Annotated in this window: 16 protein-coding genes; 12 read left to right on the top strand and 4 right to left on the bottom strand. The window is 61.3% G+C overall.

Annotation, left to right across the window (positions count from 1 at the left end):
• Positions 1-54: 54 nt before the first annotated feature.
• The 10 genes from EKL15_RS15860 (at position 55) to ogt (ending at position 9711) form a co-directional block, all read left to right on the top strand.
• Positions 55-996, top strand: coding sequence for a carbohydrate ABC transporter permease (locus EKL15_RS15860; protein ID WP_047730640.1), 942 nt, complete (start codon positions 55-57; stop codon positions 994-996).
• A 10-nt stretch (positions 997-1006) separates the two neighbouring features.
• The gene (locus EKL15_RS15855) at positions 1007-1825 is read left to right on the top strand and encodes a carbohydrate ABC transporter permease (protein WP_102984614.1); all 819 of its coding nucleotides are present in this window, start codon (positions 1007-1009) and stop codon (positions 1823-1825) included.
• Between the two features lie 21 nt (positions 1826-1846).
• A complete protein-coding gene (locus EKL15_RS15850) occupies positions 1847-2959 on the top strand; it encodes an ABC transporter ATP-binding protein (RefSeq protein WP_203089877.1) in 1113 nt (370 codons plus the stop codon).
• Between the two features lie 19 nt (positions 2960-2978).
• Complete coding sequence (locus tag EKL15_RS15845) at positions 2979-4262, top strand: Gfo/Idh/MocA family protein (RefSeq protein ID WP_060439857.1); 1284 nt, start codon at positions 2979-2981, stop codon at positions 4260-4262.
• Positions 4263-4279: 17 nt separating this feature from the next.
• A complete protein-coding gene (locus EKL15_RS15840) occupies positions 4280-5185 on the top strand; it encodes an ROK family protein (protein ID WP_087762746.1) in 906 nt (301 codons plus the stop codon).
• Positions 5186-5517: 332 nt separating this feature from the next.
• Positions 5518-6288 carry a transcriptional repressor AgaR gene (gene agaR, locus EKL15_RS15835; protein WP_087762745.1) on the top strand — a complete coding sequence of 257 codons (771 nt, stop codon included), beginning with the start codon at positions 5518-5520 and terminating at the stop codon, positions 6286-6288.
• 25 nt (positions 6289-6313) lie between these two features.
• On the top strand, positions 6314-7480 hold the full coding sequence (locus tag EKL15_RS15830) for an SIS domain-containing protein (RefSeq protein ID WP_084827743.1): 1167 nt from the start codon (positions 6314-6316) through the stop codon (positions 7478-7480).
• A 9-nt stretch (positions 7481-7489) separates the two neighbouring features.
• Positions 7490-8344, top strand: coding sequence for a tagatose bisphosphate family class II aldolase (locus tag EKL15_RS15825; protein WP_049199756.1), 855 nt, complete (start codon positions 7490-7492; stop codon positions 8342-8344).
• A 305-nt stretch (positions 8345-8649) separates the two neighbouring features.
• A complete protein-coding gene (locus EKL15_RS15820) occupies positions 8650-8961 on the top strand; it encodes a hypothetical protein (RefSeq protein ID WP_049198300.1) in 312 nt (103 codons plus the stop codon).
• Between the two features lie 219 nt (positions 8962-9180).
• Positions 9181-9711 (top strand): methylated-DNA--[protein]-cysteine S-methyltransferase, encoded by a 531-nt coding sequence (ogt, locus tag EKL15_RS15815; protein ID WP_060418648.1) that lies wholly within the window; start codon positions 9181-9183, stop codon positions 9709-9711.
• Here the strand turns inward: ogt and EKL15_RS15810 are convergent.
• Positions 9708-10235, bottom strand: a complete 528-nt coding sequence (locus tag EKL15_RS15810; RefSeq protein WP_164113063.1) for a glycine zipper family protein — start codon at positions 10233-10235, stop codon at positions 9708-9710. The two genes, ogt and EKL15_RS15810, sit on opposite strands and share 4 nt — an antisense overlap.
• A 16-nt stretch (positions 10236-10251) precedes the next feature.
• Positions 10252-10587 carry a hypothetical protein gene (locus EKL15_RS15805; RefSeq protein WP_060418645.1) on the bottom strand — a complete coding sequence of 112 codons (336 nt, stop codon included), beginning with the start codon at positions 10585-10587 and terminating at the stop codon, positions 10252-10254.
• 393 nt (positions 10588-10980) lie between these two features.
• Between EKL15_RS15805 and EKL15_RS15800 the strand changes: the two genes are divergently transcribed.
• Both EKL15_RS15800 and uspE read left to right on the top strand, forming a co-directional pair.
• On the top strand, positions 10981-11745 hold the full coding sequence (locus tag EKL15_RS15800) for an FNR family transcription factor (protein WP_004938278.1): 765 nt from the start codon (positions 10981-10983) through the stop codon (positions 11743-11745).
• Between the two features lie 126 nt (positions 11746-11871).
• Positions 11872-12834, top strand: a complete 963-nt coding sequence (uspE, locus tag EKL15_RS15795) for a universal stress protein UspE (protein WP_004938281.1) — start codon at positions 11872-11874, stop codon at positions 12832-12834.
• A gap of 57 nt (positions 12835-12891) precedes the next feature.
• Here the strand turns inward: uspE and pntB are convergent, their stop codons facing one another.
• Both pntB and pntA read right to left on the bottom strand, forming a co-directional pair.
• Positions 12892-14286, bottom strand: coding sequence for a Re/Si-specific NAD(P)(+) transhydrogenase subunit beta (gene pntB, locus EKL15_RS15790; RefSeq protein ID WP_049198296.1), 1395 nt, complete (start codon positions 14284-14286; stop codon positions 12892-12894).
• 10 nt (positions 14287-14296) lie between these two features.
• Positions 14297-15826 carry a Re/Si-specific NAD(P)(+) transhydrogenase subunit alpha gene (gene pntA / locus EKL15_RS15785; RefSeq protein WP_197780143.1) on the bottom strand — a complete coding sequence of 510 codons (1530 nt, stop codon included), beginning with the start codon at positions 15824-15826 and terminating at the stop codon, positions 14297-14299.
• Between the last annotated feature and the right edge of the window lie 28 nt (positions 15827-15854).

Here is a 15854-nt window from a genome sequence, read left to right as displayed (position 1 = left end):
CGAGTGTGCGCCGCGGTGGACCCACGCTGAAAGTGATAGGTGAGGAATGGCAACATGTCGCTGGCAGAAACGGCTACGGTCACCCTGAAATCATCCCGGCGCACCGCCCGCCCCGCGCTCAATCGGCTCGAACGCGCCGAACGCTTCTGGGGCTGGGTGATGATCCTGCCGCTGCTGTTGGGGGTCACGGTGTTTTACCTAATCCCCTTTTTGCAGAACATTTTTTACAGCTTTACCGATCTGAATCAGTTCATGCGCTGGAGCAGCATCAGCGTCGATAACTATCTCAACCTGTTCGAAGACGACGACTTCTACACCGCCGCCGCCAACACCCTGTTCTACGTGGTGGTGTGCGTACCGATCAGCCTGAGCCTGTCGCTGCTGTTGGCGATCGGCCTCAACCAGAACATCCGCGGCAAAGGCCTGCTGCGCACCCTGCTGTTCCTGCCGGCGGTCACCATGCCCGCGGCGGTGGCCATGGTGTGGCAATGGCTGTTCAACAAGGATTTCGGCCTGATCAACCAGGCGCTGGGCCTGCTGCACATTGCGCCGGTCGCCTGGCTGTCCGATCCGGACGTGGTGCGCATCAGCGTGTCCATCATCATCATCTGGTCGTCGCTGGCGCTGAAGATCATCATTTTGCTGGCCGGGCTGCAGAGTATTCCGCGCCAGCTGTACGAGGCGGCGGATATCGACGGCATCGGCACCCTGCGGCGCTTCTTCTGCATCACGCTGCCGATGATGGTGCCGACGCTGTTCTTCGTGTCGGTGATGAGCTTTATCGAGATCCTGCAAATCTTCGACGTGGTGTTCCTGATGTTCGACCGCGCGCTGGTGGAAAACGACGTGATGACCGTCACCAACCTGTTCTACAAGTACGCGTTTTACCTGCAGGAAAAAGGCTACGCCTCCGCCATCACCGTGGTGCTGTTCGCCGTCACGCTGGTGATCACCCTGATTCAAATGGCGATCGGCAAGCGCCTGAAAGTCAGCTGAGGAGCTGCACATGAACGCAAGCAAGAAAACGCTGGTGTACCTGTTTATGGGGCTGGCGGCGCTGGCCTCGGTCGTGCCCTTTATCTGGATGCTGGTGACCTCGCTGAAAACCCAGGCCGAGAGCATCCAGATCCCGCTGACGCTGCTGCCGGCGCACCCCAGCCTGCAGGCCTACGGCCGGGTGATGCACGAAATCCCGTTCGCCGATTTTTATCTCAACTCGCTGCTGGCGACCTTCTTCACCGTCACCCTGCAGATGGCGATCGCCACCCTGGCTGCCTATGGCTTCTCGCGCCTGCATTTTCGCGGCCGCGACGCGGTGTTCCTGGTGTGCGTGTCGATCCTGATGGTGCCCGGCCAGGCGTTTCTGATCCCGCAATTTCTGGTGGTACAGAAGCTGGGGCTGGTCAACAGCATCACCGGGCTGGTGCTGCCGGGCATTTTCAGCGTCTACGCCACCTTCCTGCTGCGCCAGTTCTTTCTGGCGGTGCCGAAGGAGATGGAAGAAGCGGCCTTGATCGACGGCTACAGCTACTTCGCCATCTTCTGGCGCATCATGCTGCCGCTGATCCGGCCGGGCATTATCGCCTGCGTCATCATCAACGGCCTGTGGAGCTGGAACAACCTGATGTGGCCGCTGATCGTCAATACCACTACCGAGAAGCTGACGCTGCCGGTTGGCCTCGCCTCGCTCTCCAGCCGCGCCGGGGTGGAATACCCGTTGCTGATGGCCGGGGCGCTGATGGCGGTGATCCCGATGCTGATGCTGTTCATTATTTTCCAACGCTATTTCATCCAGGGCATCGCCAGCGCCGGGGTGAAAGGCTAACGCGCAGACAAGGTAAATGACATGGCCGGAATTCAGTTAAACAGCGTTAAAAAAGTCTACCCCAACGGTTTCCACGCGCTGCACGGCGTCAATCTGGACATTGAGGACGGGGAATTTATGGTGTTCGTCGGCCCGTCCGGCTGCGCCAAATCCACCCTGCTGCGGATGATCGCCGGGCTGGAGAGCGTCAGCGAGGGGCAGATCCTGATCCACGATCGCTGCGTCAACGACAGCATGCCGAAGGATCGCGGCGTCGCCATGGTGTTCCAGAACTATGCGCTGTACCCGCATATGACGGTGTACAAGAACATGGCGTTCGGCCTGATCGGCAAAGAGAGCACGGCCGAGATCGACCGCCGGGTGCGCGACGCGGCGGAAAAGCTGGAGATCACCAACCTGCTGCAGCGCAAGCCGGGCCAGCTCTCGGGCGGCCAGTGCCAGCGGGTGGCGGTCGGCCGCGCCATCGTGCGCAAGCCCAAAGTGTTCCTGTTCGATGAGCCGCTGTCCAACCTCGACGCCAAGCTGCGGGTGTCGATGCGCGTGCAACTGATCGAACTGCACAATCAGCTGAAGCAGGAAGGCGCCGCCGCCACCATGGTGTACGTCACCCACGATCAGGTCGAAGCGATGACCATGGGCGATCGCATTTGCGTGATGAACCGCGGCGCCATCATGCAGGTGGATAAACCGATCAACCTGTACCACCACCCCGCCAACCGTTTCGTCGCCGAGTTTATCGGCAGCCCGTCGATGAACCTGCACGATCTGGCGATCGTGCGCGACGGCCAAACGGTGCGGCTGCGCATCGGCCTGCAGCACCCGCTCGAGCTGCCGCCGGCGCTGCAGCGACAGTTGACGGATTATCCGCATGCGCGGGTGTGCCTCGGTATCCGGCCGGAGTCCCTGCGGCTGTGCGCGCCCGGCAGCGCCAACTGCTTCCCGGCGCAGATCGTCACCATCGAGCGCATGGGCAACGAAGAGCTGCTGCACTGCGAGCTGGCCGACCTGCGCTTCGTGCTGCGCATGGCGTCGCTGCCGGACTGGGAGCCGCGCCTCGGCGAAAGCGTTCATCTGGCATTCGATCTGACGCGCGCGCATTTGTTCGACGAGCTCAGCGGCCAAAACCTCAAATAACAACAGCGGAGTATCAGCAATGTCGTCAACACAACCCAACAACGTTGCCCAGCGCCCGGTGCAGGTACTGGTGGTCGGCGCCGGCGCGCGCGGTGAAATCTACTCGCGCTATGCGCTGGCGCACCCCGATTTGATGCAGGTGGTGGCGGTGGCGGAACCGCGCGACGCCTACCGCGAGCAGTTCGTGGCGCAGCACGCCATCGCACCGGAAAACGTCTTCACCGACTGGCGCCAGGCCGCCGATGCCGGCAAGCTGGCCGACGCGGTGCTGATCTGCACTCAGGATCAGATGCACCTGGAACCGGCGCTGGCCTTCGCCCGCCAGGGCTACGCCATGCTGCTGGAAAAGCCGCTGTCGCCGGACGCCGACGAGTGCCGCGCCATCGTCGCCGAGGTGGTGCGCCAAAAGCTGATCTTCTCGGTCGGCCACGTGCTGCGCTACACCCGCTATACCCAAAAGCTCAAGCAGCTGCTGCGCGACGGCGCGATCGGCGACATCGTCAGCCTGCAACACCTGGAGCCGGTCGGCTACTGGCATCAGGCGCACTCCTTCGTGCGCGGCAACTGGCGCAACGATCGGCAGGCCGCCTTTATGCTGCTGCAGAAATCCTGCCACGACATCGATTGGATCCGCTACGTGATGGAGCAGCCCTGCGAACAGGTCAGCTCCTTCGGCAACCTGCGCCACTTCCGCCAGGACAACCAACCGGCCGGCGCGGCGGACAACTGCCTGGATTGCGCGGTGGAGGCGTCCTGCCCCTATTCCGCCAAACGCATCTATCTGGGCGACGACCACAAGGCCACGCCCGGCTTTCTGCGCGTGTTGACGCCAGAACCCGACCAGACAACGCTGCGGGCGGCGCTGCGCGACGGGCCCTATGGCCGCTGCGTTTACCGCTGCGACAATAACGTGGTCGATCATCAGGTGGTCAACATGCAGTTCGCCGGCGGCCGCACCGCGTCGTTCACCATGACGGCCTTTACCCGCCACGAAGATCGCCACACCCGCATCTTCGGCAGCCGCGGCTGCCTGGAGGGCGACGGCCGCCATATCCGCATCACCTCGTTCCTCGACGACGGCGAAACGCATTACGACACCGACGCCGGCCAGGATCTGCACGCCATGGCCGGCCACGGCGGCGGCGACTACTACCTGATGCAGCACTTTATCGCGGCCATTCGCACCAACGATCCGAGCCAGGTGTTGGCCGGCCCGGCGGAAGCGCTGGAGAGCCACCTGATGGTGTTCGCCGCCGAACGCGCGCGCCGCGAAGCGGCGGTGATCGCCCTGAACGGAGCCTGACCATGAGCACGAGAGAGATGCGTTACGGCTTCGACATCGGCGGCACCAAGATCGAAATGGCCGCTTACGATCGCCGGCTCAATCAGGTGCTGCTTCAGCGCGTGCGCACCCCAACCGGCGATTATGGCGAGTTCGTGGCCTGCATCGCCGGGCTGGTCGAGCAGGCGGACCGCGAGCTGCATACGCGCGGCAGCATCGGCATCGGCCTGCCGGGGATCACCGATCCCGTCAGCCGCCGCCAGCTGGCGGTCAACGTGCCCTGCCTGACCGGGCATTGCCTGGCGGATGATTTGACGCAGGCGCTGGCACGGCCGATCGCCATCGAGAACGACTGCCGCTGTTTCGCGCTGTCGGAAGCCAGCACGCCGCAAACCGCCCATTTGCCGCTGGTGTTCGGCGCCATCATCGGCACCGGCGCCGGCGGTGGCCTGGTAGTGAACCGGCAATTGCACAAGGGGCGCAACGGGCTGGCGGGCGAATGGGGCCATATGCCGATCTCCGCCCAGCTGGCGCAGCGTTACGATCTGCCGCTGTTCGGCTGCAACTGCGGGCTGACCGGCTGCTTTGAACGCTACGTCTCCGGCAGCGGGCTGCTGGCGCTGAGCCGCCACTTTGCCCATCCGGCCGCCGACGTGCCGGCGCTGGTCGCCAGCTATCGCGCGGGGGATACGCTCGCACAGTGGCTGATGACCGTCTACGTCGACATTCTGGCCAGCGCGCTGGCCGGTTTGCAGCTGCTGCTGGACGTCGATGCCTTCGTGCTGGGCGGTGGGTTGTCGAACGTCGGCGAGCTGTATCGGCTGCTGCCGGCGGCGATGCGGCACTGGCTGCTGCCGGGCGTGGAACCGGCAGCGGTATTCCCGCCGGTGCACGGTGACAGCAGCGGCGTGCGTGGCGCGGCGCTATTACAGGCGGCGGCATAAAAAAACAGTGAAAGCCCGGCGGCTGTCGAATGATCGCTGCGGCTTTCGCCGTCGCAGGGCCGAATAAAGCCATCGCGAGAATTGTCGACTGAAAAATAACGAATTTGCCGTTTTCACTTTGTGTTAATACCGCTTTCGGTTACCGCTAAACCGAAAGCAAAATTAAATATAACCAACTGATAGATATAGATATTTTAAAATTAATCGATTGCATTTCAGTGTTTCGTTTGCTGTAATTCGCCACGAACAACTGAAAGCGCTCCGGTCGGTATCGCTGCGGCTTATTAAGCCGCGGTCGGGCACGGCTACAGGTAAATCAGGAGTCTGCGTTAATGATCAATACCGCAAAACGCCGGGAATTAATTATCGACCAGCTGTGCCGCGAAGGCTCGGTGCGCGTGGAACAGCTCAGCCAGCAGTTTTCGGTGTCCAGCGTCACCATCCGCAGCGATCTGCGCCAGCTGGAAAAACACGGCTGCGCGGTGCGCGCTTACGGCGGCGCCATGTTGAACAAACAGTTCGCCTTCGATCGCCCGCTGCAGGACAAGGGCCGCATCAACCGCGACGTAAAACACGCCATCGCCTGCGCGGCGGCGGCGCTGATTGAAGACGGCGACGCCGTCATCCTCGACTCCGGCTCCACCACCAGCCAGATGGCGCCGCAGCTGGCGGGGAAAAAGGATCTGGTGGTGATGACCAACGCGCTGAACATCGCCTTCGAGCTGGCCAACAACGAGCAGATCGATCTGATGGTGGTCGGCGGCAGCGTGCGCCGCAAGGCCTGGTCGCTGTACGGCCCCGCCGCCGAACAGCAGCTGCGCCAGTACCGGTTCGACAAGCTGTTTCTCGGCGTCGACGGTTTCGATCTGGCGGGCGGTATCACCACGCCGGATCCGGGCGAAGCGCAGCTGAACCGCGTGATGTGCGAGGTGGCGCGCGAAGTGATCGCCATTGCCGACGCCAGCAAATTCGGCCGCACCAGCTTTTGCATGATCCGCGAAATCGGCCAGATCCACCGCCTGGTCACCGACGGCCGCATTCCGGAACACTATCTGCAGGCGCTGCACCATTTAGGGATCGACGTGATTATCGCCGACCGTTAACCGAGGCTTTTAAGGAGTTGTCATCATGAACGCGTATTTCTCTTACGAGGCGGATTGGCTGAAGCAGCGCAACGCCTGGCACACCGCCGCAGAGATTTGGCAGCAGCCGGATCTGTGGGCGGCGCTGCATCGGCAACTGCAGGAGCAACAGGCGCAGTGGCAGCCGTTCCTGGCGCCGCTGTTGGCCAATCCTCGGCTGCAAATCGTGCTGTGCGGCGCCGGCAGCTCGGCGTTCGCCGGACGCGCCCTGGCGCCCTGGCTGCGCGAACGAACCGGCCGCGACGTGGCGGCCTACGGCACCACCGATATCGTCGCCAACCCGCGGCAGTATCTCGATCCTGAGCGGCCGACGCTGCTGGTCTCCTTCGCCCGCTCGGGCAACAGCCCGGAAAGCGTGGCGACGGTGGAGCTGGCCGACCAACTGCTGCCGGAAAGCTACCACCTGATGCTGGTCTGCAACCCGGACAGCAAGCTGGCGCAGTATGCGCATCGGCGCGACAACGTCTGTTCGCTGGTGATGCCGCAAGGCTCCAACGATCAGAGCTTCGCCATGACCTCCAGCTTCAGCTGCATGATGCTGAGCGCCGCGCTGCTGCTCGGCCCGCTTTCGCTCGAGGCCGCCCAGGCGCCGCTGAACGCCATGGTGCAGCGCTGCCGCGCACTGCGCGAAACGCTGCAGCCACAGGTAAAGGCGCTGGCCGCCAGCGGTTTCCGCCGTTATATCACCCTCGGCGGCAGCTGCTTTACCGGCCTGGCGGAAGAGGCCTCGCTCAAGATGCTGGAGCTGACCGCCGGGCGCATCGTGACGCGCTACGACTCGCCGCTCGGCCTGCGCCACGGCCCGAAATTTATGGTCGACGGCCAAACATTGGTGGTGGTGATGTTCTCCCACGACGACTACGCCCGCCAGTATGACCGCGATCTGTGGAACGAGCTGCAGCGCGACGGGTTGGCGATGCAATTGGTCGGTTTGACCGGCCAGCCCCGGACACCGTCCGATGCCCTGCTGCCTATGCATCAGGCCACGGACGATATCTGGCTGTTGTTCCCGTATCTGCTGTTCACCCAGATGCTGGCCTTCGAGAGTTCGCTGGCGCTGGGGCTGACCCCAGACAACCCTTGCCCCACCGGCGAGGTTAACCGGGTGGTGAAAGGCGTGACGATTTACCGTTTCCCTTCCCCCGTGCAGTAAGGAGATCCCATGTATCTGATAGCCAACCGAGAAATGCTGCTCAAGGCGCAGCGCCAGGGTTACGCCGTCCCGGCGTTTAACGTTCACAATCTGGAAACCGTGCAGGTGGTGGCGGAAACCGCCGCCGAGCTGCGCTCGCCGGTGATCATGGCCGGCACGCCCGGCACCTTCAGCTACGCCGGCACCGACTACCTGATCGGCATTTGCCAATCGGCCGCGCACCGCTACGATTTGCCGCTGGCGCTGCATCTGGATCATCACGAAGAGCTGGACGACATCGAGCACAAGGTGAAAAGCGGCATCCGTTCGGTGATGATCGACGGTTCCCATCTGCCGTTCGAGCAGAACATCGCCAAAGTGGCTGCTGCGGTCACCTTGTGCCACCGCTATGGCGCCAGCGTGGAAGCGGAACTGGGCCGCCTGGGCGGGCAAGAAGACGATCTGATCGTCGATACGGCGGACAGTTTCTATACCGACCCGGTGGCGGCACGCGAGTTCGTCGCCGCCACCGGCATCGATTCGCTGGCGGTGGCGATCGGTTCCGCCCACGGCCTGTATCACGGCGAGCCGAAGCTGGACTTCGAGCGCCTGGCGCTGATCCGCGAACAGGTGGACGTGCCCCTGGTGCTGCACGGCGCCTCCGGCATTCCGGAGGCGATGGTCAAACGCGCGATCTCGCTCGGCGTCTGCAAGGTCAACGTCGCCACCGAACTGAAAATCGCCTTCGCCGATGCGGTGAAAAGCTACTTTTCACAGCACCCGGATGCCAACGACCCGCGCAAATATATCGTCCCCGGCAAGCTGGCGATGAAAGAAGTGGTGGCGGAAAAGATCCGCATCTGCGGCAGCAGCGGCATGCTGTAACCCCGCGCTCGCCCCCGGTTTCGTGGCTGCACCACGGGGGCGAAAACATCCCGCCATTTCCCGCTTTCCTGAGAGAACGATCACAGCCTTTTACCCTGCCCGCGCCGGAAACCATTAACCGGTCTTCACTATGATCCAAATCATGGTTTTACTCACCCTACCTCCCTATTATCAAATTCATTGGATGCAGGCAGTAGGATTTTTGCTCATTCGTTTTTATTTCGCCAGGCGAAATAGCTTATTTGATGAAAACAAGCGTGCTTGTTTTTTAATTGGCAGCATTTTTACTCTGAGAGGAACAGCGTATGAACCATTACTTAGCCGTATTAAGCGCATTGGTCATTCTGCCCTTCGCTCTGCAAGCAAAACCGCTTTCCGGCAGCCCGGTCGCCTCCGGCGTCGTGCGCTTCACCGGCGCCATTACCACCCCGGCCTGCACCATCACACATCAGGATGAACAGCTTATCTCCAACTGCTTCGGTAAAGTGACGGAATATCAGAACGGGTATATTTCCTCTTCGTTAAAAGAAATGCCAAAAGAATTAGTCTCTGCCGTCACCAGCGAAATGGTGAATAACGATCCCCATTTAAAGCGCGTGACCATCAGCTATAAGTAACGCCAACGCGTTAATGTCTGATGAAATAATAAACAAGACACGACTTGTCTTGATGACTTATAAATTTATTTTATAAATTTAACGTACAATGACTCGCCGGCTTACCCTGAGCCGGCTATTTGGGCAACCCTGCGGTTGCCCATCAGCATGTCCGAAATCCGCCATCGCTTCCCCCGCTTTCATGCGATAATCGCCATACCAACCCGAGGAGTGATCCAGATGCAGACTTTTTTGATTGATCGTACCGCCACGCCGGTGGGAGAACTGGTGCTGATTGCCGATGAACAGGGGCGCCTGCGGGCGATTGACTGGACCGATCACGAAGCGCGCCTGATGAAGCTGCTGAATACCCACTACCGCGCCGATCGCTTCACCCTGCGCGAGCAGCGCGATCCCAGCGGGCTGACCGACGCGATGCAACGCTATTTCGCCGGGGAACTGGGCATTATCGATCGGCTGCCGGTGATGACCGCCGGCACCGAGTTCCAACGCACCGTGTGGCAACAGCTGCGCCAAATCCCGTGCGGCGAGATCCTGACCTACGGCCAGCTGGCGCAACGTATCGGCCGCCCGACCGCCTCACGCGCGGTCGGCATGGCCAACGGTTCGAATCCGATCAGCATCGTGGTGCCCTGCCACCGGGTGATCGGTTCGCAGGGCGCGCTGACCGGCTATGCCGGCGGCGTGCAGCGCAAGCAGTGGCTGCTGCAGCACGAAGGTTACCTGCCGCAGGATCTGCTCTCGCGCTAGCGCGGCACATAGTCCGGCGGGACGCCCTCCGCCGGGGCGGCGGGATAGTAGTCCGGCGGCACCGGCGATGAGGTGGCCTCACCATAACCGTAGGCCACCGGCACCTTGTTACCTTTGGCGTACATGCACTGCGTATACACGGTATCATAGCGGTCTTGCAGGTCATCGCTGCTGCGCCAGGCCGAGTTATTGGCCATCGCGCTGCCGACCAGCAACCCGCCGCCCGCGCCGATCAGCGCGCCGGGGCCGGCATGACCGGATGCGGCGCCAATCAACGCCCCTGCCGCCGCGCCGACGGCCGTTCCCGCCACCGCCGTTCCCGTCGCCGAATTGGCCGCCGTTTGCGCGCCGCCGCCAAGGCTGTTTTGCGCATAGCCGCGGCACATGGCCTCATCGCGATTGAATTGTTCGTAACTTTTCCCCGTGCCGGGCAGCGCGGTGACCCCGGGCCCGGAAGGCGCAGAGACGCAGCCGGCCAACAGCCCGGCCAGCGCCACTATCGGGAAAGCAAAAGAGTGTCTCATCACGCACCGCCTTTAATCACCGGGAGAACGGACCGTCTGGCACCACCTTCATCCAACCGTCAGGACAACGCGGCACCTGGGGGTAATAGCCCGCCGGGCGGCGGCAGTAGTAGGCATAGCTCGGCGGCTTTTCGATATAGGTCTGCGGCGGCGGCGGCGTGACATACACCACCGGCGGCGGCGGGTAATAGAGCGGCGGCGGCCCCCAGGGCACGCCGATCACCACGCGCGGCCCGCCGTAATAATAGCCGTGCCGGTAGTAGCCGTGGCCGTAATAGCCGTGGGCGAAGGCGGCGGCGCTGGCCGTCATCAACACCGCGGCGGCCGCCATCAACAGTATGCGCTTTTTCATCATCCACTCCCGAACAGGATCGTTCACCTGCCTTTCTGACCTTCAGCTTAACGCCGATGCGGCGCGGCTTTGCGGTGAGGATTCGGATGAATGCGACAAGCTTTCGCCAGTAAATGTGTCAAAGGATGATTGATTCACGCCGCTAAAACCTGTCAATGCGAGCCGCGCAGACCACCCGCGCCGATTGCCCTGCCTTATGCCGCCGGAATGGCGACCGCACGTTGCGCATAAGTGCCAAATAAATCTAGCGACTTCAGCGCGATACAGAATAATCGGCGGCATGTGTGCGCAAAATTCGCACACAATACCCCTATTCATGCTAATGCCACCCTTATCAGCTGCAGCAAAAGATGTTAAAATTGACTCATATCAATTATTGAATGAGCGTAATCTATGATCCCGGAAAAACGCGTGATTCGTCGTATCCAGTCTGGTGGTTGTGCGATCCATTGCCAGGACTGCAGCATCAGCCAGCTGTGCATTCCTTTCACCCTTAATGCCCACGAGCTGGACCAGCTCGACAACATTATCGAGAGGAAAAAGCCCATCCAGAAAGGCCAGACCCTGTTCAAGGCCGGCGACGAGCTGAAATCGCTGTACGCGATCCGTTCCGGGACCATCAAAAGCTACACCATCACCGAGCAAGGCGACGAGCAGATCACCGGTTTCCACCTGGCGGGTGACCTGGTGGGCTTCGACGCCATCGGCGGTCTGAAGCACCCAAGCTTCGCTCAGGCGCTGGAAACCTCGATGGTGTGCGAGATCCCATTCGAAACCCTCGACGATCTGTCCGGCAAAATGCCTAATCTGCGTCAGCAGATCATGCGACTGATGAGCGGCGAGATCAAAGGCGACCAGGACATGATCCTGCTGCTGTCGAAGAAAAATGCCGAAGAGCGCCTGGCGGCGTTCGTTTACAACCTGTCGCGCCGCTTCGCGGAGCGTGGCTTCTCGCCGCGCGAGTTCCGGTTGACCATGACCCGCGGCGACATCGGCAACTACCTCGGCCTGACGGTGGAAACCATCAGCCGCCTGCTGGGCCGCTTCCAGAAAAGCGAAATCCTCAGCGTGAAAGGCAAATACATCACCATCGAAAACGCCGACGCCCTGTCGGTGCTGGCCGGTACGCCACGCATCAACGTGACCGTCAACGCCTGATTCCCCTGCCGGATCAACATTTCACCGAAATTGTTGATCCGGCACGCTTCTGTTGTTGTTCTGTTTTTCAATGTTGGGTTACTCTGTAAATTAACAGACTGTTGATTTCAGCTGTAAGGAGGCCCTATGGCGAAGTATCAGAATCTTCTGGTGGCTATTGACCCCAATCAGGACGACCAGCCGGCATTGCGCCGCGCCGTGTACCTGGTAAAACGGAACGGCGGGCGCATCAAAGCCTTCCTGCCCATTTATGACTTCTCTTACGAAATGACGACCCTGCTCTCCCCGGACGAAAGAACGGCGATGCGGCAAGGTGTGATCAGCCAACGCGCCGCCTGGATCAACGAGCAGTGCCGCTTCTATCTCAACGACGGCGTGCCGATCGAAATCAAAGTGGTCTGGCATAACCGCCCCTTCGAAGCCATCATTCAGGAAGTGCTTTCCGGCCAACATGATCTGCTGCTGAAAATGGCGCACCAGCACGACCGGCTGGAGTCGGTGATCTTCACCCCCACCGACTGGCACCTGCTGCGCAAATGCCCTTGCCCGGTGTGGATGGTAAAAGACCAACCCTGGCCAGAAGGCGGCAAAGCGCTGGTGGCGGTCAACCTGGCCAGCGAAGAACCCTATCACGACCCGCTCAATATCAAACTGGTGCAAGAAACCGTCGAACTGGCGCAGAACGTCAACCAGACCGAGGTTCACCTGGTCGGCGCCTATCCCGTTACCCCGATCAACATCGCCATCGAGTTGCCCGACTTCGATCCGAGCGTCTACAACGACGCCATCCGCGGCCAGCATCTGATCGCCATGAAGGCGCTGCGGCAGAAATTCTGCATTAAGGAAGAGTTCACCCACGTGGAAAAAGGCCTGCCGGAAGAGGTGATCCCCGATCTGGCCGAACACCTGCAGGCCGGCGTGGTGGTTCTGGGCACCCTGGGCCGCACCGGCATTTCAGCGGCCTTTATCGGCAACACCGCGGAACATGTGATCGACCATCTGAAATGCGATCTGCTGGTGATTAAGCCGGAGAACTTCAACTGCCCGATCGAGGCGGATGAAGACGATGAGCACGACGACGAAGATTAGCCTTCACGCATAAAAAAATGGGCCGCTAATAAGCGGCCCGTTTTTTTGGTTGCTCAACTACTTCTGCAATGCCCGCAGAATCGCTTCCACGCTGTCTTTGGCGTCGCCGAACAGCATCTGGGTGTTCTCCTTGAAGAACAGCGGGTTCTGCACGCCGGCGTAGCCGGTGTTCATCGAGCGTTTAAACGCGATCACGTTCTGCGCTTTCCACACTTCCAATACCGGCATGCCGGCGATCGGGCTGCGCGGATCTTCCAATGCCGCCGGGTTCACCGTGTCGTTGGCGCCAATTACCAGCACGGTGTCGGTATCCGGGAAATCTTCGTTGATTTCATCCATCTCCAGCACCACGTCGTACGGCACCTTCGCCTCCGCCAGCAGCACGTTCATGTGGCCCGGCAAACGCCCCGCGACCGGGTGAATGCCGAAGCGCACCTTCACGCCGCGCGCCCGCAGTTTCTCGGTGATTTCTGCCACCGGATATTGCGCCTGCGCCACCGCCATGCCGTAACCCGGCGTGATGATCACCGAGGTGGAGTTCTTCAACTGCTCGGCCACCTCTTCCGCCGTGGTTTCACGGTATTCGCCCATCTCTTCGGCATCGCCGGTAGACGAACCGTCACTGCCGAAACCGCCGGCGATCACGCTGATAAACGAGCGGTTCATTGCCTTACACATAATGTAAGACAGGATCGCACCCGAAGAGCCCACCAGCGCGCCGGTGACGATCAGCAGATCGTTGCTCAGCATGAAGCCCGCCGCGGCCGCCGCCCACCCCGAGTAGGAGTTGAGCATCGACACCACCACCGGCATGTCGGCGCCGCCGATCGAGGCCACCAGATGCCAGCCGAACGCCAGTGCGATCGCCGTCATCAGCAGCAGCGTCACCACCTGCCAGCCCACGCTGTCGGTACGCACGAACGCCACCAGCAGCAGGAACGAGATCACCAACGCCGCTAGATTCAGCTTGTGGCGGTTCGGCAGCATCAGCGGTTTGGAAGAGATGATGCCGCGCAGCTTGCCGAAGGCGACGATCGAACCGGTGAAGGTTACCGCGCCGATAAAGATACCGAGGAACACTTCGGTCAGATGGATATTCGCCATCACCGGCTCCATCGGCGCGCCGTGATCCAGGTAGCTGTTGAAACCGACCAGCACCGCTGCCAGGCCAACGAAGCTATGCAGCACCGCCACCAGCTCCGGCATTTCGGTCATCTCGACCTTCTTGGCCAGATAGACGCCGATCGAGCCGCCGATGATCATGGCGATAATGATCCAGCCGACGTTGCCGGAATCCGGCCCCAGAATGGTGGCGATCAGCGCGATCGCCATACCGGCGACGCCGAACAGGTTGCCCTGCTTCGACGTTTCATGGCGCGACAGGCCCGCCAGGCTGAAAATAAACAAAATAGCGGCAACAATGTATGCAGCTGTAACCAATCCTCCAGACATTTGTTACCCCTTAGTTCTTGCGGAACATCTTCAGCATGCGCTGAGTGACGGTGAACCCACCGAAAATATTGATGCTGGCGATCAGCACGGCGATAAAGGAGAGGAAACTCACCCAGCCGCCATGGCCGATCTGCAACAGCGCACCGACCACGATAATCCCTGAGATCGCGTTGGTGACCGACATCAACGGGGTATGCAGCGCATGGCTGACATTCCAGACCACGTAGTAACCGACCACGCAGGCCAGCGCGAACACGGTAAAGTGCGACAGGAACTCTTTCGGCGCCGCATCCGCCAGCCAGCCGAACAGCAGGATCGCCAGGGCAATCAGGCCGTACTTCAGCCACGGCGAGGTCGGTTTGGCTTCGGGTTTGGCCACCGGTGCGGCGGCGGGCGCCGCTTTCGGCTGGGCGGAGACCTGAATCGGCGGCGCAGGCCAGGTGACTTCACCGCTGCGCACCACGGTAACGCCGCGGATCACCGTATCGTCGAAATCGATGTCGATCTCACCGTTTTTCTCTTTCGACAACAGCTTCAGCAGGTTGACCAGGTTGGTGCCGTAAAGCTGCGAAGATTGCGTCGGCAAGCGGCTCGGCAGGTCGGTATAGCCGATGATTTTCACGCCGTTGTCGGTCACGGTAATGGTGTCGGCCACCGTCAGTTCGCAGTTGCCGCCGGTTTGCGCCGCCAGATCGACGATCACGCTGCCCGGTTTCATCGACGCCACCATCTCTTTGGTGATCAGCTTCGGCGCCGGTTTGCCCGGGATCAACGCGGTAGTGACGATGATATCGACCTCCGCGGCCTGAGCGGCGAACAGCGCCATCTCGGCCTTGATAAAGGCTTCGGACATCACTTTGGCGTAGCCGTCGCCGCTGCCCGCTTCCTCTTCAAAATCCAGCTCGAGGAATTCCGCGCCCATGCTCTGCACCTGCTCTTTCACTTCCGGGCGGGTGTCGAAGGCGCGCACGATGGCGCCGAGGCTGCCCGCGGCGCCGATCGCCGCCAGGCCGGCCACGCCGGCACCGATGATCATCACCTTGGCCGGCGGCACTTTGCCGGCGGCGGTGATCTGGCCGGTGAAGAAGCGGCCGAACTCATGCGCCGCTTCGACGATCGCGCGGTAGCCGGCGATGTTGGCCATCGAGCTCAGCGCATCCATCGACTGGGCGCGCGAGATGCGCGGTACCGAGTCCATCGCCAGCGCGGTGACGTTGCGCGCCGCCAGCTTGGCCATCAATTCGGGGTTTTGCGCCGGCCAGATAAAGCTGACCAGCGTGCTGCCTTCGCGCATCAAGGCGATCTCGTCGTCTTTCGGCGCGTTGACTTTCAGGATCAGATCCGACTGCCACACTTCGCTTTCGTCGACCAGCGCCGCACCGGCGGCTTCGTAGGCGACGTCCTCAAAACTGGCCAGTTTGCCCGCCCCGCGTTCAATCGCGACGGTAAAACCCAGCTTCAGCAGTTGTTCCACCGTTTTCGGCGTGGCTGCGACCCGGGCTTCATTGGCCAACCGCTCTCTTGGTACACCAATACGCATAATGTTCCCTTCTCACCTGTCTTGGATG

Origin of the sequence: Serratia sp. 4542, from assembly GCF_016805595.1 — a bacterium.
Lineage (GTDB): Bacteria > Pseudomonadota > Gammaproteobacteria > Enterobacterales > Enterobacteriaceae > Serratia > Serratia nevei.
Note: the sequence above shows the minus strand (reverse complement) of the source record. Positions and strands in the feature narration are given on the sequence as shown.

Excerpts from the sequence above, each read along its gene's own strand:
- EKL15_RS15860 (WP_047730640.1), top strand. The coding sequence starts at position 55 with ATGTCGCTGGCAGAAACGGCTACGGTCACCCTGAAATCATCCCGGCGC.
- EKL15_RS15855 (WP_102984614.1), top strand. The coding sequence starts at position 1,007 with ATGAACGCAAGCAAGAAAACGCTGGTGTACCTGTTTATGGGGCTGGCG.
- EKL15_RS15850 (WP_203089877.1), top strand. The coding sequence starts at position 1,847 with ATGGCCGGAATTCAGTTAAACAGCGTTAAAAAAGTCTACCCCAACGGT.
- EKL15_RS15845 (WP_060439857.1), top strand. The coding sequence starts at position 2,979 with ATGTCGTCAACACAACCCAACAACGTTGCCCAGCGCCCGGTGCAGGTA.
- EKL15_RS15840 (WP_087762746.1), top strand. The coding sequence starts at position 4,280 with ATGCGTTACGGCTTCGACATCGGCGGCACCAAGATCGAAATGGCCGCT.
- agaR (WP_087762745.1), top strand. The coding sequence starts at position 5,518 with ATGATCAATACCGCAAAACGCCGGGAATTAATTATCGACCAGCTGTGC.
- EKL15_RS15830 (WP_084827743.1), top strand. The coding sequence starts at position 6,314 with ATGAACGCGTATTTCTCTTACGAGGCGGATTGGCTGAAGCAGCGCAAC.
- EKL15_RS15825 (WP_049199756.1), top strand. The coding sequence starts at position 7,490 with ATGTATCTGATAGCCAACCGAGAAATGCTGCTCAAGGCGCAGCGCCAG.
- EKL15_RS15820 (WP_049198300.1), top strand. The coding sequence starts at position 8,650 with ATGAACCATTACTTAGCCGTATTAAGCGCATTGGTCATTCTGCCCTTC.
- ogt (WP_060418648.1), top strand. The coding sequence starts at position 9,181 with ATGCAGACTTTTTTGATTGATCGTACCGCCACGCCGGTGGGAGAACTG.
- EKL15_RS15810 (WP_164113063.1), bottom strand. The coding sequence starts at position 10,235 with ATGAGACACTCTTTTGCTTTCCCGATAGTGGCGCTGGCCGGGCTGTTG.
- EKL15_RS15805 (WP_060418645.1), bottom strand. The coding sequence starts at position 10,587 with ATGAAAAAGCGCATACTGTTGATGGCGGCCGCCGCGGTGTTGATGACG.
- EKL15_RS15800 (WP_004938278.1), top strand. The coding sequence starts at position 10,981 with ATGATCCCGGAAAAACGCGTGATTCGTCGTATCCAGTCTGGTGGTTGT.
- uspE (WP_004938281.1), top strand. The coding sequence starts at position 11,872 with ATGGCGAAGTATCAGAATCTTCTGGTGGCTATTGACCCCAATCAGGAC.
- pntB (WP_049198296.1), bottom strand. The coding sequence starts at position 14,286 with ATGTCTGGAGGATTGGTTACAGCTGCATACATTGTTGCCGCTATTTTG.
- pntA (WP_197780143.1), bottom strand. The coding sequence starts at position 15,826 with ATGCGTATTGGTGTACCAAGAGAGCGGTTGGCCAATGAAGCCCGGGTC.